Origin of the sequence: Streptomyces azureus (assembly GCF_001270025.1) — a bacterium.
Taxonomy (GTDB): domain Bacteria; phylum Actinomycetota; class Actinomycetes; order Streptomycetales; family Streptomycetaceae; genus Streptomyces; species Streptomyces azureus.
Genome location: NZ_DF968220.1, coordinates 57,579 through 74,809, shown reverse-complemented (window position 1 = coordinate 74,809; position 17,231 = coordinate 57,579). Strand labels below are relative to the sequence as shown.

At 71.9% G+C, this 17,231-nt stretch carries 18 protein-coding genes; 8 read left to right on the top strand and 10 right to left on the bottom strand.

Annotated features, from left to right (window positions below):
- The first annotated feature begins 9 nt into the window (after positions 1 to 9).
- The 3 genes from AOQ53_RS07145 to AOQ53_RS07135 all read left to right on the top strand — a co-directional run bounded on the left by AOQ53_RS07145 (position 10) and on the right by AOQ53_RS07135 (position 1,753).
- Positions 10 to 564: a YbaK/EbsC family protein gene (locus AOQ53_RS07145; protein WP_059415953.1), complete on the top strand. Its 555-nt coding sequence runs from the start codon at positions 10 to 12 to the stop codon at positions 562 to 564.
- The gene (locus AOQ53_RS07140; RefSeq protein ID WP_059415951.1) at positions 561 to 1,406 is read left to right on the top strand and encodes a DMT family transporter; all 846 of its coding nucleotides are present in this window, start codon (positions 561 to 563) and stop codon (positions 1,404 to 1,406) included. Before AOQ53_RS07145 ends, AOQ53_RS07140 begins: the two co-directional genes overlap by 4 nt.
- Before the next feature lie 71 nt (positions 1,407 to 1,477).
- Complete coding sequence (locus tag AOQ53_RS07135; RefSeq protein WP_059416018.1) at positions 1,478 to 1,753, top strand: DUF1876 domain-containing protein; 276 nt, start codon at positions 1,478 to 1,480, stop codon at positions 1,751 to 1,753.
- A 192-nt stretch (positions 1,754 to 1,945) separates the two neighbouring features.
- Here AOQ53_RS07135 and AOQ53_RS07130 read toward each other — a convergent pair whose 3' ends face one another.
- The 6 genes from AOQ53_RS07130 to AOQ53_RS07105 all read right to left on the bottom strand — a co-directional run bounded on the left by AOQ53_RS07130 (position 1,946) and on the right by AOQ53_RS07105 (position 6,842).
- The gene (locus AOQ53_RS07130) at positions 1,946 to 3,109 is read right to left on the bottom strand and encodes a serine hydrolase domain-containing protein (protein ID WP_059415949.1); all 1,164 of its coding nucleotides are present in this window, start codon (positions 3,107 to 3,109) and stop codon (positions 1,946 to 1,948) included.
- A gap of 35 nt (positions 3,110 to 3,144) precedes the next feature.
- Positions 3,145 to 3,591, bottom strand: a complete 447-nt coding sequence (locus tag AOQ53_RS07125; protein WP_059415947.1) for an organic hydroperoxide resistance protein — start codon at positions 3,589 to 3,591, stop codon at positions 3,145 to 3,147.
- A 113-nt stretch (positions 3,592 to 3,704) separates the two neighbouring features.
- Positions 3,705 to 4,166, bottom strand: coding sequence for a MarR family winged helix-turn-helix transcriptional regulator (locus AOQ53_RS07120; RefSeq protein WP_059415945.1), 462 nt, complete (start codon positions 4,164 to 4,166; stop codon positions 3,705 to 3,707).
- 30 nt (positions 4,167 to 4,196) lie between these two features.
- A complete protein-coding gene (locus AOQ53_RS07115; protein WP_059415944.1) occupies positions 4,197 to 4,973 on the bottom strand; it encodes an energy-coupling factor ABC transporter ATP-binding protein in 777 nt (258 codons plus the stop codon).
- Positions 4,961 to 5,722 (bottom strand): cobalt ECF transporter T component CbiQ, encoded by a 762-nt coding sequence (gene cbiQ, locus AOQ53_RS07110; protein ID WP_059415942.1) that lies wholly within the window; start codon positions 5,720 to 5,722, stop codon positions 4,961 to 4,963. The genes AOQ53_RS07115 and cbiQ overlap by 13 nt, the downstream gene beginning before the upstream one ends.
- A gap of 1 nt (position 5,723) precedes the next feature.
- Positions 5,724 to 6,842: an energy-coupling factor ABC transporter permease gene (locus tag AOQ53_RS07105; RefSeq protein ID WP_059415941.1), complete on the bottom strand. Its 1,119-nt coding sequence runs from the start codon at positions 6,840 to 6,842 to the stop codon at positions 5,724 to 5,726.
- 169 nt (positions 6,843 to 7,011) lie between these two features.
- Between AOQ53_RS07105 and AOQ53_RS07100 the strand changes: the two genes are divergently transcribed.
- Entirely contained in the window at positions 7,012 to 7,377 is a 366-nt protein-coding gene (locus AOQ53_RS07100) for an SsgA family sporulation/cell division regulator (RefSeq protein WP_059415939.1), read from the top strand.
- A gap of 15 nt (positions 7,378 to 7,392) precedes the next feature.
- Here the strand turns inward: AOQ53_RS07100 and AOQ53_RS07095 are convergent, their stop codons facing one another.
- The 4 genes from AOQ53_RS07095 to AOQ53_RS07080 all read right to left on the bottom strand — a co-directional run bounded on the left by AOQ53_RS07095 (position 7,393) and on the right by AOQ53_RS07080 (position 12,931).
- Entirely contained in the window at positions 7,393 to 9,063 is a 1,671-nt protein-coding gene (locus tag AOQ53_RS07095) for a penicillin-binding transpeptidase domain-containing protein (protein WP_059415937.1), read from the bottom strand.
- Between the two features lie 96 nt (positions 9,064 to 9,159).
- Positions 9,160 to 10,794, bottom strand: coding sequence for a penicillin-binding transpeptidase domain-containing protein (locus AOQ53_RS07090; RefSeq protein WP_059415936.1), 1,635 nt, complete (start codon positions 10,792 to 10,794; stop codon positions 9,160 to 9,162).
- Positions 10,795 to 10,953: 159 nt separating this feature from the next.
- Positions 10,954 to 11,142: a hypothetical protein gene (locus AOQ53_RS07085; protein ID WP_059415935.1), complete on the bottom strand. Its 189-nt coding sequence runs from the start codon at positions 11,140 to 11,142 to the stop codon at positions 10,954 to 10,956.
- Between the two features lie 43 nt (positions 11,143 to 11,185).
- Entirely contained in the window at positions 11,186 to 12,931 is a 1,746-nt protein-coding gene (locus AOQ53_RS07080; RefSeq protein ID WP_059415933.1) for a dolichyl-phosphate-mannose--protein mannosyltransferase, read from the bottom strand.
- Positions 12,932 to 13,017: 86 nt separating this feature from the next.
- Here AOQ53_RS07080 and rsmI point away from each other — a divergent pair, with 86 nt between their 5' ends.
- The 4 genes from rsmI to AOQ53_RS07060 all read left to right on the top strand — a co-directional run bounded on the left by rsmI (position 13,018) and on the right by AOQ53_RS07060 (position 17,119).
- The gene (gene rsmI, locus AOQ53_RS07075) at positions 13,018 to 13,866 is read left to right on the top strand and encodes a 16S rRNA (cytidine(1402)-2'-O)-methyltransferase (protein ID WP_059415931.1); all 849 of its coding nucleotides are present in this window, start codon (positions 13,018 to 13,020) and stop codon (positions 13,864 to 13,866) included.
- Between the two features lie 296 nt (positions 13,867 to 14,162).
- Positions 14,163 to 14,579, top strand: coding sequence for a hypothetical protein (locus AOQ53_RS07070; RefSeq protein ID WP_059415930.1), 417 nt, complete (start codon positions 14,163 to 14,165; stop codon positions 14,577 to 14,579).
- 79 nt (positions 14,580 to 14,658) lie between these two features.
- Complete coding sequence (locus AOQ53_RS07065; RefSeq protein WP_059415929.1) at positions 14,659 to 15,540, top strand: TatD family hydrolase; 882 nt, start codon at positions 14,659 to 14,661, stop codon at positions 15,538 to 15,540.
- 118 nt (positions 15,541 to 15,658) lie between these two features.
- Positions 15,659 to 17,119, top strand: a complete 1,461-nt coding sequence (locus tag AOQ53_RS07060) for a resuscitation-promoting factor (protein WP_174523241.1) — start codon at positions 15,659 to 15,661, stop codon at positions 17,117 to 17,119.
- Positions 17,120 to 17,231: the final 112 nt, after the last annotated feature.

The window sequence follows — 17,231 nt, the reverse complement described above, 5'->3', positions numbered from 1 at the left end:
CGTGCCCGCATGACGACGACAGCCGCCACGGACGCCGAGAACTTCGGAGTACACCCCCGTTTCGCCGCGGCCCTGCGGGAGCTGGGGATCGAGGACCTCGTACCTCAGGTCCGCCGGTTCCCGGAAGCCACCCGTACCGCTGCCGAGGCCGCCGCCGCGCTCGGGTGTGAGCTGAGCCAGATCTGCAAGTCGCTGATCTTCGCGGCATGGGGGTCCCCCCTGCTCGAGCGCAGCCGAGAGCTTGGGGGAGGGGTGCCCGTCCTGGTGCTCATGGACGGAGCCTCCCGGGTCGACGTCGAGCTCGTGCGGAAGGAGCTCGGAGCGGAGAAGGTCACGCGGGCCAAGGCCGATGTCGTGCGGGAGACCACCGGGTACGCCATCGGCGGGGTGCCGCCCTTCGGGCACAGGACGAGAACGCGTGTGCTGGCCGACCGGTCCCTGTTCGGGCACGACGTCGTCTGGGCCGCCGCCGGGACGCCGTACACCGTGTTCCCCATGGCGCCCCACGACCTCGTCACCCACGCCGGCGGCACCCTCGTGGACGTGCGCGAGCTCTCCGCGTGACGCCCCTGGTCACCGCCGCCGTCCTGCTCGCCGCCGTCACGCACGCCAGCTGGAACGCCATCGCCCACAAGATCACCGACAAGCTGGCCGGGTTCGCGCTGATCTCGGGCGGCGGGGTGGTCATCGGGTTGGCCCTGGCGCCCTTCGTGGCGTTTCCGGCGGCCCGGGCATGGCCGTATCTGCTCGGCTCCGCCGCCATACACATCGCCTACTACGCGCTGCTGATGAAGTCCTTCCGGCTGGGTGACTTCGGGCAGGCCTACCCCATCGCGCGCGGCACCGCGCCGCTCGTCGTGACCGTGCTCGCCGCCGTCTTCGCGCACGAGGTGCCCGACGGGTGGGCCGCCGCCGGTATCGCCCTGTCGTGTACGGGGCTGACCGGCGTCGCCGTGTGGGGACTGCGCGGTCGCCGGCCCGACTGGGCGGCGATCGGAGCGGCCCTCGCGACCGGCCTGACGATCGCGGCGTACACCGTCGTCGATGGCCTCGGCGTGCGCGCCTCCGGTTCCTCCCTCGGGTACATCGCCTGGCTGATGGCGGTCCAAGGGGTCGTGATCCCCGCCTGCGCCGTGAGTCGCTGGAGGAGGGAGAGCTTCGCCGTTCTCCGGCCGTTCGCCGGGATCGGGCTCATCGGGGCCGCCCTCTCCGTCGCCGCCTACGCCCTCGTCCTGTGGGCCCAGACCAGGGCCGAGCTCGCACCCATCGCCGCCCTGCGCGAGTCGTCGATCATCGTGGGCGCCGCCATCGGGGCCGTGTTCTTCAAGGAGCGGTTCGGGGCCGCGAGAATCGCGGCGGCCGGGCTGCTCGTCGTCGGGATCGGGCTGATGCTGCACGCCGGATAGGCCGGGCCAGGCGGGTGCGTCCAGCCGGTGGGAGGAGCACCCTGGAACTAAGTGTTCCGGAGGTGATCGTCATGATGCACACCACAGTGGGATGGCACGTCGAGATGGAGTTCCGGGAGGACGATCAGCACACCCAGGCGGTGGCGCTGGTCCGGCTGCCCGACGGCACCGAGGTACGGGCGCACGGGCACGCGAGCCGGCACCGGACCGACGTCAATCAGCCCAGAGTCGGGGAGGAGATCGCCGGCGCCCGGGCGCTCAACGAGCTCGCCATGCGGCTCCTGACCAAGGCCCACGACGAGATCGACCAGGCGTCGGGGCGGACCTCCCACCCGATTCACGTCTAGAGACGTCCAAGACGTCCAGGCCCTGTCGTCGAATTCCCGCCTGCCCCGCGGCGCCATGGACGTGCTCTCGCCGCACCGGGCACAGACTCACGCACGACCAGTACGAGGGCCTGCGCCCGGCTCGCCGAGAGCACGCACCTGACGCCGCGGGGCCCGCCCTTCGGGCGGACGACGGGAATTCGACGGCAGGGCCTAGAGTTCCAGCGCTCCCCGCACCGCCCGCACCAGCCCCTGCGCCCGCGGATCCGCCGTGACCGTCTTGCGGAAGCCGTTGGTGACATAGCCGAACGCGATCCCGGTGTCCGGGTCGGCGAAGCCTAGGGCGCCGCCGCGGCCCGGATGGCCGAAGGAGCCCGGCGTGAGGAAGGGGGAGGCGCTGCCGTGCAGCATGTAGCCGAGGCCGAAGCGGGTGCCGACCACCAGGACGCGGTCGGGGCCCGCCGACTCCTCGGCCCGGGCCAGCTCGACCGTCTCCGGTGTGAACAGGCGTGAGGCCCCGGCGGTGTCGCCGATCAGGGTCGCGTAGAGGCGGGCCAGTCCGTCCGCCGTCGCGATGGCGTTGGTGGCGGGCAGGGCCGCCGCGCGGTAGGCCGGGTCGTTCTGGTCCGGGAACGGGGTGATCGCCGCGAAGGCCCGGCGGGTCAGGGAGGCCGGGTCCTCGTAGGCCTCGGTGACCGAGCGCTTCGGGCGGGCGCGCAGGCCGCCGGCCGGCTCGGGCCCCTCGACGCGGCCCACGCGTCCGACCCGGCCGGCCGCCGCGTCCGGCAGGCCCAGCCAGAGGTCCAGACCCAGGGGGCCGGTGATCTGCGAGGCGAGCCATGCGCCGGTGCCCTGTCCCGTCACGCGTCGCACGAGTTCGTCGAGCAGCCAGCCGTAGGTGAGCGCGTGGTAGCCGTGGTCGGTGCCCGGCTCCCAGGCGGGGGCCTGGGCGGCGACCGCCTCCGGGCCCCGGAGCGGGTCGAGGGCCTGCTCGGGGGTGAGGGGGTGGTCGAGGACGGGGAGGCCGGCCCGGTGGTTCAGGACGTGCCGGACCAGCACCCGCTCCTTGCCCCGCGCCTTGAACTCCGGCCAGTAGTGGCCCACCGGTGCGTCCAGGTCCAGCAGTCCGCGCTGGTGCAGCAGCAGGAGTACGGCGGCGGCGACACCCTTCGTCGCCGAGCGCACGACCTGGGCGGTGCCGCGCTCCCAGGGATCCGTGCCGTCGACGTCCTTCGAGCCGGCCCACAGGTCGACGACCCGCTGCCCGTCCCGGTAGACGGCGACCGCCGCGCCCCGCTCCCCGAGCGTGGCGAAGTTCCGTGCGAACGCGTCCCTGACCGGCTCGAAGCCCTCGGCCACTGTGCCGTGCACGTCCACGTCCGTACTCCTCGTCTCGCCGACTCGCTCCCCCTTCAACCAAGCACGATCGTGACGTCGATGTTCCCGCGGGTCGCGTTCGAGTACGGGCAGACCTCGTGGGCCGCGTCCACCAGCTTGCTCGCGAGGTCCGGGTCGAGGACGGGGAGCGAGACGCTCAGGGCGACCGCGAGGCCGTAGCCGCGCTGCTCGTTGGGGCCGATGCCGACCTTCGCGGAGACCGTGGAGCCGGTCAGGTCGTAGCCCTCGCGGTTGCCGACCAGGATCAGCGCGTTGTGGAAGCAGGAGCTGTAGCCGGCCGCGAAGAGCTGTTCCGGGTTGGTGCCGTTGCCGTCGCCGCCGAGCTGCGGGGGCATCGCGACCTTCAGGTCGAGCCAGCCGTCCTGGCTGGTGACATGGCCCTCGCGGCCGCCGTGGGCGGTGGCCTCGGCGACATACATGATCTTCGTCGGGCGGGTGTCGACGGCGGGGCCGTCAGTCATGCTGTCCTCCCCCGGGAAACAAGTGCGCGCAAATACATCGTGCACAAGGTACTGGCCAGTAACCCGCCTGTCGCTGCGAGGGGGTGGCAACCGGGGGTAACACCCTTCGCGGATCAGCGGGCGCGGTCCGCTGACGACTCGGCCCTCTCCGCCACCCGCCACAGCTCCTCGCGGAGCCGCGCGACCTCCGTGCCGTCGAGCCCCGTCGCCGAGGCCAGCGCGCCGGGCACGCTCGCCGCCCGCTCCCGGAGTTCCTCCCCGCGCCCGGTCACCGCCACGAGCACCGACCGCTCGTCCCGGGCCGACCGTTCACGCCGTACGAGACCCGCCGCCTCCAGCCGCTTCAGCAGGGGCGACACCGTGCCGTAGTCGAGCCTCAGCGCGGCCGCCAGCTCCTTGACCGTGGTCTGCCCGCGCTCCCAGAGGACCAGCAGGACGAGGTACTGCGGATAGGTGAGGCCGAGTTCGTCGAGGAGCGGGCGGTACGCCGCCGTCACCGCGCGCTGGGCGGCGTACAGCGCGAAGCACAGCTGCTGGTCCAGCAGCAGCGAGCTCTCGGTCTCCTCGTTCGTCACGCGCTCATTGTCTTCGTCACGCGCTCATTGTCACGGACGGGCCGGAGCGGCCGGCACGGTACGCGGATCGAAACCGAACGGCAGCTCCAGCCGGTGGGCGCGCATCAGTTCCTCGTCGGAGAGCAGTTCGCCGGTCGGGCCGTCCGCCGCGATCACGCCCTCGCTGAGGATCAGGGAGCGCGGGCACAGTTCCAGGGCGTACGGCAGGTCGTGCGTGACCATCAGCACGGTCACGTCGAGGGAGCGGAGGATGTCGGCCAGTTCGCGGCGGGAGGCGGGGTCGAGGTTGGAGGAGGGCTCGTCGAGGACGAGGATCTCCGGTTCCATGGCGAGCACGGTCGCCACGGCCACCCGGCGGCGCTGGCCGAAGGAGAGGTGGTGCGGCGGGCGGTCCTTGAACTCCGCCATGCCGACCCGCGCCAGCGCCCGGTCCACGCGCTTCTCCAGCTCCGGCCCCTTCAGCCCGGCCGCGGCGGGCCCGAACGCCACGTCCTCGCGGACGCTCGGCATGAAGAGCTGGTCGTCCGGGTCCTGGAAGACGATGCCGACCCGGCGCCGGATCTCCGCCATGTGCTGCCTGCCGACGGGCAGCCCGGCCACCTTCACCGTGCCGGTGCCGCCGGTCAGGATGCCGTTGAGGTGGAGCACGAGGGTCGTCTTTCCGGCGCCGTTCGGGCCGAGCAGCGCGACCCGCTCGCCGCGCGCGACGCAGAAGTCGACGCCGAAGAGCGCCTGGTGCCCGTCGGGGTAGGCGAAGGCCAGACCGGCCACGTCCAGTGAAGGGGTCACATCAGTCACAGGGTCCATCCCAGCAGACACACGACGAGGGCGGCACAGGGCAGGGCGAGGGCGTACGTCCACTGCGCCCGGGACGCGGTCACCTCGTCGATGACCGGCATGGAGCCGGCGTACCCGCGGCTGACCATGGCCAGGTGCACGCGCTCGCCGCGCTCGTAGGAGCGGATGAACAGGGCGCCCGCGGACTTGGCCAGGACGCCCCAGTGCCGGACGCCCTTCGCCTCGAAGCCGCGCGACTCCCGGGCGATCCGCATGCGCCGCATCTCGTCCGTGATGACGTCGCCGTAGCGGATCATGAAGGACGCGATCTGCACGAGGAGTGGCGGGAGCCTGAGCCGCTGGAGGCCGAGGAGGAGTTCGCGCAGCTCGGTGGTGGCGGCGAGGAGGACGGAGGCGGCGACGCCGAGCGTGCCCTTGGCGAGCACGTTCCAGGCGCCCCACAGGCCGTTGACGCTCAGGGACATACCGAGGACGTCGACCCGCTCGCCCTCCGCCACGAACGGCATCAGCACCGCGAACGCGACGAACGGCACCTCGATCAGCAGCCGCCTCAGCAGGAACCCGGCGGGTACGCGCGCGACGCACGCCACGGCCCCGAGCAGCACGGCGTACAGCCCGAACGCCCACATCGCCTCCCGCGGTGTCGACACCACGACCACCACGAAGGCGAACACGGCGGCGAGCTTGGTGTGCGGCGGCAGGCCGTGCACGGGCGAGTGCCCGTGCCGGTAGAGCTTGTGCGCGTGCCCTGCTCCCATGTCAGACGCTCGTGCTGCTCGTCGTGCCCGACGTGGCCGAGGTGCCAATCGTGCCGGTCGTGCCGGTCGTGTCCGCCGTGTTCGACGGGGACGTGTCGTCCGAACGGCGACGGCGCACGGCCCAGAAGACCGCGCTGCCCGCGACGACCGTGACCCCGACGCCGATGACGCCCGCCAGCCCCCCGGACAGGCGGGCGCCGTCGACGTCCTCGACGCCGTAGTCGGCGAGCGGGGAGTCGGCCACCGCGTGCTCCTCGGCCTTCTTGTCGATGCCGTGGTCGGCTGCGACCTTCTCCAGGCCGTCGGGGTCGGCGGACGCGTAGAAGCTGACGAACCCGGCCAGGACCAGGGAGGCGACCAGGCCCGCCGCCCACACCTTGCGGTGCGAGGTCCGGGCGGCCACGGGGGCGGGCTCCGGCTCGGCCGGCGGCGCGTCGACGAGTTCGCCGTTCACCCGCAGCTTGAGCTTCTGCGTGAGGCCGCGCGCGCCGTACACCAGGTCAGGGCGTACGGCGATGACCGAGCCGACGGTCAACGCGGTGATCACGGCCTCGCCGATGCCGATCAGGACGTGCACACCGACCATGGCGGTGGCGACCTTGCCGATCGACACGTCGGTGGTGCCGCCGACCGCGTACATCAGCGTGAAGGCCAGGGCGGCGGCCGGCACGGAGACCAGGGCGGCGACGAAGGAGGCCACGGTGACCGACCGGCGGCTGCGGGGCAGCACCTTCACCAGGCCGCGGAAGAGGGCGTAGGCGACGACCGTGGTGACGATCGCCATGTTGGTGATGTTGACCCCGAGCGCGGTCAGGCCGCCGTCCGCGAAGAGGATGCCCTGCATGAGCAGGACGACGGAGACGCACAGGACCCCTGTGTAGGGGCCGACGAGTATCGCGGCGAGCGCACCGCCGAGCAGATGGCCGCTGGTCCCCGCCGCGACGGGGAAGTTCAGCATCTGCACCGCGAAGATGAACGCCGCGACGAGTCCGGCCAGCGGTGCCGTCCGCTCGTCGAGTTCCCGGCGCGCGCCGCGCAGGCTCACGGCGACGGCGCCCGCGGCGATCACACCGGTGGCGGCGGAGGTGGGCGCGTTGATGAATCCGTCAGGTACATGCACCGTTCGATGATGTGGCTTGATGCGAATGATTTGCAAGAGCGTGATGCTCGTTTTATCTCATCCGTGATATGTCCGGTCTCCGGGGGCGCGATCCGGAAAATATGCGACATTGGAGGGGGAGTGGACGCACACTCTCCACACAGGTGGCGCACGGTGAAAGGGCCGTCGGATGTCCGTAGTCGAGCAGTACGCCCGAGCTCGCATCGTCACGGACGCGGACGTCCCGCTGGACGCGGAGCAGGAAGCGGTTCCGGTCACTCTGCGCTACGACCCCGAGCGGGACCCGGGCGCCGTACGGATCGGGCTGCCCGGGGCCGGGGCGCGCGAGTGGACCTTCGACCGCCGGCTGCTGGAGGAGGGGCTGCGGGCCCCCACCGGCAGCGGTGAGGTCCGGGTGTGGCCGTGCGGCCGGGTGCAGGCCGTCGTGGAGTTCCACTCCGCGCAGGGGGTGTCGGTGGTGCAGTTCGAGCGGCAGGCGCTGCTGCGGTTCCTGCGGCGGACGTACATGGCCGCCGCGGAACCGGTGACTCACTGAGCTTCGACTCGGGGCTCAGCCGCCCATCTTCAGCAGTGCCGCCACCATCGGCCCGGCCGTCTCGCCGCCGTGGCCGCCCTGCTGGACCACGCCCGCGGCCGCCAGATCGCCCCGGTAGGCGGTGAACCAGCCGTTCGGCTTCTTCTGCCCGTCGACCTCGGCGGACCCGGTCTTCGCGCCGGCGTCGCCGCTCACCCCGGCCATCGCCTCCGCGGCCGTGCCGTAGTCGGCCGTGTACGACATCAGCTCACGCAGCTGGGACAGCGTGCCCGCCGACATCGTGCGTGAGGCCGTCGCGAGCTTGCGGCCGTCCACGTCCGGGGAGACCAGGTACGGCTGGTGGAAGGTGCCGGACTCGACCGTCGCCGACACCGACGCCATGTTCAGCGGGTTCATCCGGACCCCGCCCTGCCCGATCAGCGAGGCGCCCATCTGGGCAGCCGACTGCACCGGCACCGCGCCGTCGAAGGACGGCACACCGATCGCCCAGTTGTTCAGCCCCAGGCCGAAGACCTGCTGGGCCTGCTTGGTCAGGTCGTCGTCCTTGAGCTTGGGCGCCTGGCTGATGAAGGCCGTGTTGCAGGAGCGGGCGAAGCTCGCCTTGAACGTGCCGTCCTTGATCTCGAATTTCTTGTCGTTCTGGAACTTCCAGTGCCCGTACGTGAAGTACTTCGGGCACGGGTGCTTCTTGTCCGCCGACGCCAGGCCCTTCTCGAGCAGCAGCGACGCGGTGATGACCTTCATCGTGGAGCCGGGGGCCAGGGAGCCCTGGAAGGCGGTGTTGAAGCCGGGCGAGGCGTTGGCGGCGGCCAGGATCTCGCCGGTCGAGGGCCGCACCACGGCCACCGACGACCGGGGCTTCTTCGCGACCTGCTTCTCGGCCGCCGTCTGGAGGGCCGGGTCCAGCGTGGTCTTCACCGTGCCGGGCGTGCCCTTGCTCAGCTCCAGCAGGGTCTTGTCGGACAGGTCGTCCGACTTCGCGGACTTCCCGCGCTCGACCCGGAGCTCGATGCCGGCCTTGCCGCCCGCACGCTTGCCGTACTTCTCGCGCAGCCCGTCCAGGACGGGCCCCAGCGAGGCGTACTTCTTCTTGGTCAGTTCGCCGCCGTCCCGGTCGAGCGCCTTGACCGGGGGCGTGCCCGCCTCGCCGGTGACCAGCTTGTCGCCGTCCTTCAGGTCGGGGTGGACGACCGCCGAGTGCCAGTCGACCAGCGGCTTGCCGTCGCTCGTGCGGCGGACGACGGTCAGTGCGCTGTCGTACGCCAGCGGCTTCTCGGTGTCCTTGTACGACACCGTGGCCTTGACGGAGAACGGCACCTTGTCGCCCGTGGGCGTGCCCGGGGTGAGGGTGACGTCCTTGATACGGGCGTCCTTGGTGTAGCCGGTGAGCAGGGACTTCGCCGCGGCCGAGTCGTCGGTGGCCGCGGCGGCCTCGGTGACCTTCCCCGACTGCCAGGCGGTGAGGAAGGCCTTGGCGGTGGTGGTGACCTCGGTCGCCGACAAGGGCCCGGTCTTCACCTCGGGCTTCTGGTCGGTGGAGGCCGCCCGGGTGCCGTCGTCGGCCGACGCGCCGCCGTACAGCGCGTAGGCGCCGAACCCGGCAGCGCCGACGACCACGGCGATCACCCCGCCGATCACGGCGGGCCTCGTCTTCCCTCGCTCGGCGACGCGCCTTCTGTTGCCCACAGCTGTTCGTTCCTCCACGAATCCCCAGGGTCCCCGTTGCCCTCGGCTGTCCCAACGACGGCCACCACCCTAGAGTCCCGTCCGGCGGAGGTGAGATCAGCCACCCGTTCGTAGCACGGCTGCGACAATCGGCCCGGCCGCGTCGCCGCCGTGGCCGCCCTGCTCGGTCATGGCCGCCGCCGCGATGTCGTCACGGAACCCGGTGAACCAGCTGTTGGACTTGGCGTTCCCGTCGACCTCGGCGGAACCGGTCTTGGCGCCGATGTCGCCGCCGAGCCCGGCCATGGCCTCCTGGGCGGTGCCCTGGGTGGCGGTGAGCCGCATCATCTGCTTCAGCTGGGCGGCGGTGCTCGCCTTCAGGCCCTCGGCCTGGGCCAGCTGGCGGTCGTCCAGCTTCGGCGAGACGAGATAGGGCTGGCGGAAGGTGCCGGTGATCGCGGTGGCGGTCACCGAGGCCATGTTCAGCGGGCTCATCTGCACCTGGCCCTGCCCGATGGCACCGGCCGCCCGGTCCGGGCCGCTGACCGCGGGGACGCTGCCGTCGAAGGAGACGATGCCGGTCTTCCAGTTGTCCTGCCCCAGCCCGAAGCGCTGCTCGGCCTCCTGGGTCAGCGAGGCGTCCGTGAGCGGCTTCTCGTCGATGAGCTTGATGAAGGCGGTGTTGCAGGACCGCATGAAGCTGTTGGCGAGGGTGGCGCTCTCGTTGGGCCGCATGTCGGTGATGTTCTCGAACTTCTGGCCCTGCCACACGGCGCCGGCCGGGCAGGGTGCCGGACCGTTCATCGTGGTCACGCCGTTGTCGATGAGCATCGCGGCGGTGATGATCTTCATCGTGGAGCCGGGTGCCGCCTGGCCCTCGAAGGCCGCGTTGAAGCCGTCCGTACGGTTGTTCGCCACGGCCAGCACCTCGCCGGTGCTCGGCTTGACGGCCACCACGGACGACTGGGCGAAGCGCTTGACCGCCTTCTCGGCCGCCGACTGCGCGCTCGGGCTGATCGTGGTGGTGAGCCTGCCGGGCTTGCCCTCGGCGAGGGTGAGCAGCGGGGTGTCGGGAGCGCTTCCACCGGTGTGCCGGACGACCAGCTCGATGCCGGGGGAGCCGCCGGCCTTCTCACCGTACTTGTCGCGCAGGGCGTCAAGGACCGGGCCGAGGGAGGGGTACTTCTCCTTCGTCAGCACGGATCCGTCGCGGCCGACCGCCTCGATGGGCGGGTTGGCCGACTCCTCCGTGACGAGCGTGTCGTCCTTCTTCAAGTCGGGGTGCACGACGGACGGCTGCCAGTCGATCAGCGGCCGTCCGGTGGTGAGACCGCGTACGACCTTCAGCTTGCCGCTGTAGCTCAGCGGCTTGGACTTCCCGTCGTAGGCCACCTTCGCCTTCACCGTGTACGGCACGGTGGTGCCGCTCGCCGCGCCGGGCGTGATCTTCACGTCGGTGATGTGCGCGTCGTCCCCGAAGGCGGTCAGCAGCTGTTCGGCGGCCGCGTCGTTGTTCGTGTACGACGCCGCCGTCGCGGCCTCGCCCTTCTCCCAGGCCGCGAAGAACTTGGCCGTGGTCTCCTGGACCTCGTCCTTGCCGGGCGGCCCCGACTTCTTCTCCGCGGCCACCCCGCTCGTGCCGCCCCCGTCTCCGTTCAGCGCGCTCATGATGTTGTAGGCCCCGTACCCGGCCCCGCCCACCATCACCGCGAACACGCCGCCTATCACGGCGGCCTTGACCCCCTTGCCCATTGGGCGGTCCCCTCCCGTTGAGCTTCACACGCTCCTTTGAACGCGTTCAGAAAGCTCGATCCGCGAGCACTCTAAGCGCAGAGGGTGACCACAGGGACGGTTGTTTCGATTTTTGACCGAACGCGCACCACGCCCGGACAGCGTGCCGGGATTCTTCGGCTAGTCGTCCCCGCTGCTGTGCTGTGACCCGGAACGCCCGTTCGCGCTCCGGGTCAGTTCACTGCCGAGCAGCGTCACCTTGGCCACCCCACGCGCCCAGCGCGGGGCGTCGCCCCGGGCCGCCCAGAAGACGCAGACGCAGCCGCCGATGACGAGCAGGACGACGACCGACAGTATGAGCACGAGCATGCTCGCCCCCCGTTTCGTGTGATGATCCGCGCCATCCTCTCAGCTAGACCCAGGTGTCCAGCCACATCCGCGCCCGCCAGTCGTCGATCGGGATGGCGGTGCCGGTGTACAGGGGCCAGAAGTAGACGAAGTTCCACGCGATCAGCAGGACGAGTACGCCCGCGCCCGTGGCGCCGACGACGCGGCGGGTGTCGGTGGAGCGGGGTGGGCCGATGATCGCGCCGAGGAGCATGGCCACAGCCAGGCACAGGAACGGCAGGAAGACGATGGCGTAGAAGAAGAAGATCGTGCGCTCCTGGTACATGAACCAGGGCAGGTAGCCGGCCGCGATGCCGCAGGCGATGGCGCCCGCGCGCCAGTCGCGGCGCAGCAGCCAGCGCCACAGGACGTAGAGGACCGCGAAGCAGGCGACCCACCACAGCACCGGCGTGCCGAGGGCCAGGACCTCGCGGGCGCACTTCTCGCCGGCGTCCGCGGGGCAGCCGTCCCGGCCGGGCGCGGGGGACTCGTAGAAGTACGACACCGGGCGGCCCAGGACCAGCCAGCTCCACGGGTTGGACTGGTAGGTGTGCGGCGAGGACAGGCCGACGTGGAACTCGTAGACCTGGTGCTCGTAGTGCCACAGGCTGCGCAGCCAGTCGGGCAGGAAGGTCCAGTTGCCGCCCTTGCCGTCGGTCGCGGCCCAGTTGCGGAAGTAGCCGCCCGAGCCGTCGGTGGGGGAGAGGATCCAGCCGGTCCAGGACAGCACGTAGGTGACGATCGCGACCGGGACCGTGGCGACGAACGCCAGGCCCGTGTCGCGCCTGAACACCGCCGAGTACGGGTGCCGGGCGCCGGCGACCCTGCGTGAGCCGACGTCCCACAGGACCGCCATCAGGCAGAACGCGGCCAGGATGTAGAGGCCGTTCCACTTCGTGGCGAAGGCCAGGCCCAGCATCAGGCCCGCCGCCCAGCGCCAGGGGCGCCACCCCAGGCGTGCCGTCTCGGCGACGTGCCGGTCGGGACGGACCCGGCCGTCGGCGTCCACCGGGAGCGCCGCGGCGAGTTTCTCGCGGGCCTTGTCCCGGTCGACGAGCAGACAGCCGAACGCGGCCAGCACGAAGAACATCAGCACGCCGTCGAGCAGCGCCGTGCGGCTCATCACGAAGTGCAGGCCGTCCACCGCCATCAGCGCGCCCGCCAGGCACCCGAGGAAGGTCGAGCGGAACAGCCGGCGGCCGATCCGGCACAGCAGCAGCACGGACAGCGTGCCGAGCAGCGCCGTCATGAACCGCCAGCCGAACGGGTCGAAACCGAACAGCAGCTCGCCGAGCCCGATGACGTACTTGCCGACCGGCGGGTGCACGACGTACGCCGCGTCCGTCGGGATGGTGACGTGCCCGCCGGACGAGAGGACCAGGTCGTTGGCCTTCTTGTCCCAGTTGACTTCGAAACCGCGGTGGACGAGCGCCCAAGCGTCCTTGGCGTAGTACGTCTCGTCGAATATCACCGCCTTGGGGTTGCCCAGGTTCCAGAACCGCAGCACGCCCGCCAGCAGGGTGACGAGCAGCGGGCCGATCCAGCCCGACCAGCGCACCAGCCGCCCCGCGAGCGTGTGCGGGATGCCGAGCGCGGCCCACAGGCGCGGGCCGGGCTCGGTGTACGGCGGCACCAGCCGGTCACGGACGTCGCGGGCGTCGCTTCTTGGCTGCTGGTAGCCGAAGCGGCGCAGCCGCTGCTGCCAGGGCGGCCGCTGCTCGTGCGGCGCCTGGCCCTGCCGGGTGTCCGTGGAGGACGCGGTACTGGTCACCGCGCCATCGTAGGGAACCGTGCTGTGTGAGTCCCGTGCATGGCCGGTATGCGTCCCCGTCCTCGGCCCCTGGGAGGATGGGGGGCGTGACCGGAACCCTCGTACTCGCAGGCACCCCCATCGGCGACATCGCGGACGCCCCGCCCCGGCTCGCCGAGGAACTGGCCGGAGCCGATGTCGTCGCCGCCGAGGACACGCGGCGGCTGCGGCGGCTGACCCAGGCGCTCGGCGTCACGCCCAAGGGGCGGGTGGTGTCGTACTTCGAGGGCAACGAGTCCGCGCGGACGCCGGAGCTGGTGGAAGAGCTGGTGGGCGGGGCGCGGGTGCTGCTCGTCACGGACGCGGGGATGCCGTCGGTGTCCGACCCCGGCTATCGGCTGGTCGCCGCCGCCGTCGAGCGGGATGTCCGGGTCACCGCCGTGCCCGGGCCGTCCGCCGTGCTCACCGCGCTCGCGCTGTCGGGTCTGCCCGTCGACCGGTTCTGCTTCGAGGGGTTCCTGCCGCGCAAGGCCGGGGAGCGGCTGGGGCGGCTGCGGGAGGTGGCCGGGGAGCGGCGCACGCTCGTCTACTTCGAGGCCCCGCACCGGCTCGACGACACGCTCGCGGCGATGGCCGAGGTGTTCGGGGCGGAGCGGCGGGCCGCGGTGTGCCGGGAGCTCACGAAGACGTACGAGGAAGTACGGCGCGGGGGACTGGGCGAGCTGGCGGCCTGGGCCGCGGAAGGTGTGCGCGGGGAGATCACCGTGGTGGTGGAGGGGGCGCCGGAGCGGGGGGCCGAGGAAGTCGGGGCGGAGGAGCTGGTGCGGCGGGTCCGGGTGCGGGAGGAGGCCGGGGAGCGGCGCAAGGAGGCGATCGCCGCGGTGGCTCAGGAGGCCGGGGTGCCGAAGCGGCAGGTTTTCGATGCGGTGGTTGCCGCGAAGAACGCGGCGACATAGCCGGGTTCCACTTGGGGGCGGGTGGGCGCTGCGGGCCGCGGGTCGTCCTGGGCTGGTCGTGCGGTTCCCCGCGCCCCTTGGGTCGCGCCCCTGAAAGGGCGCTGAGTACCTCTGAGCACGGCGCATGTCGAATGAGCGTGCGCCCCATGGGTGGGCAAAGGCGACGGGGAGCTGGGGCAAGGAACCCCCAAAACGGCGCCAATAGTCGACAGGTCTGCTGCCTTCGGTCCGGCCGAGGAGTCCACTGGGTTGCGGGGACGGAATCGTCCTCACGCCACAGCGGAACAGGAGCTGGCATGAGTGAGATCGCAGGGCAGACCGGGCTCCGCGCCGGCGCGAACGCCGTCGTCAACGAGTCGTACTCCTTCGCCTGTATGCGCTGCGGGTACGGCTGGGAGCAGTCCTACGAGATAGAGCACCACACGGACGCCGCGGGACACGAGTTCGTCTTCTACGTGGCGGACGGCAAGGTCGTGCCCTCCCCGTTGAGCAAGCCCACGTGCCAGAACTGCGACGGACACGTCGTACGGATCATGCGGCCCGGCCGGGTCGAGTCGGCGCGCAACGCGGAGTACCGGCATAACCGCGTGCCGCCGCCCGCCGGGCCCGTGGAGGCCCCGGGGGCGGACGCCGAGGGGACGGGTGAGCAGCCCGAGCACCACCACTGGCAGCTGTCCGACCTGCTGCATCCCTTCCAGCGCAAGGCGAGCTGACCCGTCCGGCTCTCCTTGTCGACGCCCTCCCCGCTCCTCCCCTGCCGGGGAGGGCGTCGCCCTTTCGTAGGATCGGGGCATGCCTTCGAACGACTCCGGCAAGCACGCCGCGCCCCCGCTCCCGGACCCCCTCCGGGTGCCGGTCGCCGACTCCCACACCCATCTGGACATGCAGTCCGGCACGGTCGAGGAGGCGCTGGCGAAGGCGGCGTCGGTCGGAGTGACGACGGTCGTGCAGGTCGGCTGCGACCTCGAGGGCTCCCGCTGGGCGGCCGAGACGGCGGCCGCGTACGACGCCGTCCACGCGACGGTCGCCCTGCACCCGAACGAGGCGCCCCGGATCGTCCACGGCGACCCCGACGGCTGGTCGAGGCAGGGCGCGCGCGAACCCGGCGGCCGGGCGGCCCTGGACGACGCGCTCGCCGAGATCGACCGGCTGGCCGCGTTGCCCCAGGTCAAGGGAGTCGGTGAGACGGGCCTCGACTACTTCCGCACCGGCCTCGAGGGCAAGGACGCGCAGGAGCGGTCCTTCCGCGCCCACATCGAGATCGCCAAGCGGCACGGCAAGGCCCTGGTCATCCACGACCGCGACGCCCACGCCGACGTCCTGCGCGTGCTGAAGGAGGAGGGCGCCCCCGAGCGGACCGTCTTCCACTGCTACTCCGGCGACGCCGAGATGGCGGAGATCTGCGCGAGCGCGGGCTACTTCATGTCCTTCGCCGGCAACGTCACCTTCAAGAACGCCCAGAACCTGCGGGACGCGGTGGCGGTGGCCCCGCCGGAACTGCTGCTGGTGGAGACGGACGCACCCTTCCTCACCCCGGTGCCGTACCGCGGCCGGCCCAACGCCCCGTACCTCGTGCCGATCACCGTGCGGGCCATGGCCGAGGTGCGCGGCGTCGACGAGGACACGCTGGGGACGGCTCTCGCGGAGAACACGGCGCGCGCCTTCGGCTACTGACCGCGCCGTACTACTGTGCGTAGTCGCGTCGCTTTGGAGAGTGACGAACGCTCCGCTAGGTTCTGGGGGCCCGATCCGGACCCCTCTGGACCCCCTCCGGCCCCTGGAGCGTGTCGGCGTGAGCAACTCGCAGTACGAGACCTACAAAACGTACGAGACATTCGAGACGTACGAGACGTATGGCCCGGCCTACGCTGACCCCGTGTACGGCGGCTTCGACGCGCCGCCCGCCGATCTGCGCAGCGCCGAGACGCTCGGGTACGGGGTGCCCCTCGCCCACGAGGACACCTACCGGCCCGCCTACGAGGTGCCGCCCCTGCCCGGGCTGCCCCGCCAGGGCGCCCCGGACGACGATGCGGCACCACCCGCGACCGGCGCGCGCACAACGCGCGCGGAAGCGCGCGCCGAAGCCCGCGCCGCGGCGCGCACCGGCTCGCACCGGCGGTCCGCGCGTCGGCGCAAAGCGCGGTACGCCGAGCGGCCGGGCGACGGCTCCATGCGGCGGCTGCTCCCGCAGGCCCTGGTCGTCGCCTTCCTGGCGGGCGGCACCACGGCGTTCGTCGCCAAGGACAAGGCGATCGAGCTCAACGTCGACGGCAAGGCGCGCACCCTGCACACCTTCGCCGACGACGTCACCGAGCTGCTGGCGGAGGAGGGCGTCGACGTCGGCGCCCACGACGTGGTGGCACCCGGACCCGGCACGGAGCTCACGAGCGGCGACGAGGTCGCCGTGCACTACGGCCGCCCCCTGCGGCTCACCCTTGACGGACAGCGGAGCGAGGTGTGGACGACGGCACACACCGTGGAGGGAGCGCTCCGGCAGTTGGGGGTGCGACAGGAAGGCGCGTACGTGTCCACGTCGCGCTCCCGGCGTATCGGGCGGGAAGGGCTCGCGCTGGACGTGCGGACCGAACGTACGGTCACGATCATGGCGGACGGCCGGGCCCGCACCGTCCGCACCAACGCGGCGACCGTGCGGGAGGCCGTCGAGGAGGCCGGGATCACCCTGCGCGGCCAGGACACCACGTCCGTCCCGCAGGGGAGCTTCCCGCGCGACGGGCAGACCGTCACGGTGCTGCGGATCACCGACGGCAAGGAGGTCCGAGAGGAGCAGATCCCGTTCCAGGTGCGGCGGACCGGCGACCCGACCCTGTTCCGCGGCACGGAGGTCGTCGAAGAGGCGGGCCGGCCCGGCCTGCGCCGGGTCACCTACTCCCTGCGCACCGTCAACGGCGTCAAGCAGAAGCCGCGCCGGATCCGGTCCGAGGTGGTGCGCGAACCACGCCCGCAAGTGGTGAAGGTCGGCACGAAGCCGCGACCGACGTCCGTGCGGGGCGCCGACCACCTCGACTGGCAGGCCCTCGCGGCCTGCGAGTCCGGCGGCCGCCCCGACGCGGTCGACTCGTCGGGCACCTACGGCGGCCTCTACCAGTTCGACACCCAGACCTGGCAGGCCCTCGGCGGCAAGGGCCGCCCCCAGGACGCCCCGGCAGCGGAACAGACGTACCGCGCGAAGAAGCTGTATGTGCGGCGGGGGACGAGCCCTTGGCCGCACTGCGGGGGCCGCCTGCGCGGGTGAGGCCAGCTGCGGGGCGCCAGTCCGGCCCAGCTGCGGGCAATCGTGCCGCCAAGGGCGGCACGGGTGGGCGCAGCGGCACCCCGCTCCGCCGAGCCGCGCACCCCCCGCCCCC

What these genes read in the sequence shown, in the direction of transcription:
- AOQ53_RS07065 (WP_059415929.1), top strand. Translation starts at nt 14,659, where the DNA reads ATGCCTTCGAACGACTCCGGCAAGCACGCCGCGCCCCCGCTCCCGGAC.
- cbiQ (WP_059415942.1), bottom strand. Translation starts at nt 5,722, where the DNA reads ATGGGAGCAGGGCACGCGCACAAGCTCTACCGGCACGGGCACTCGCCC.
- AOQ53_RS07125 (WP_059415947.1), bottom strand. Translation starts at nt 3,591, where the DNA reads ATGACTGACGGCCCCGCCGTCGACACCCGCCCGACGAAGATCATGTAT.
- AOQ53_RS07090 (WP_059415936.1), bottom strand. Translation starts at nt 10,794, where the DNA reads ATGGGCAAGGGGGTCAAGGCCGCCGTGATAGGCGGCGTGTTCGCGGTG.
- AOQ53_RS07100 (WP_059415939.1), top strand. Translation starts at nt 7,012, where the DNA reads ATGTCCGTAGTCGAGCAGTACGCCCGAGCTCGCATCGTCACGGACGCG.
- AOQ53_RS07070 (WP_059415930.1), top strand. Translation starts at nt 14,163, where the DNA reads ATGAGTGAGATCGCAGGGCAGACCGGGCTCCGCGCCGGCGCGAACGCC.
- AOQ53_RS07135 (WP_059416018.1), top strand. Translation starts at nt 1,478, where the DNA reads ATGATGCACACCACAGTGGGATGGCACGTCGAGATGGAGTTCCGGGAG.
- AOQ53_RS07115 (WP_059415944.1), bottom strand. Translation starts at nt 4,973, where the DNA reads ATGGACCCTGTGACTGATGTGACCCCTTCACTGGACGTGGCCGGTCTG.
- AOQ53_RS07145 (WP_059415953.1), top strand. Translation starts at nt 10, where the DNA reads ATGACGACGACAGCCGCCACGGACGCCGAGAACTTCGGAGTACACCCC.
- AOQ53_RS07085 (WP_059415935.1), bottom strand. Translation starts at nt 11,142, where the DNA reads ATGCTCGTGCTCATACTGTCGGTCGTCGTCCTGCTCGTCATCGGCGGC.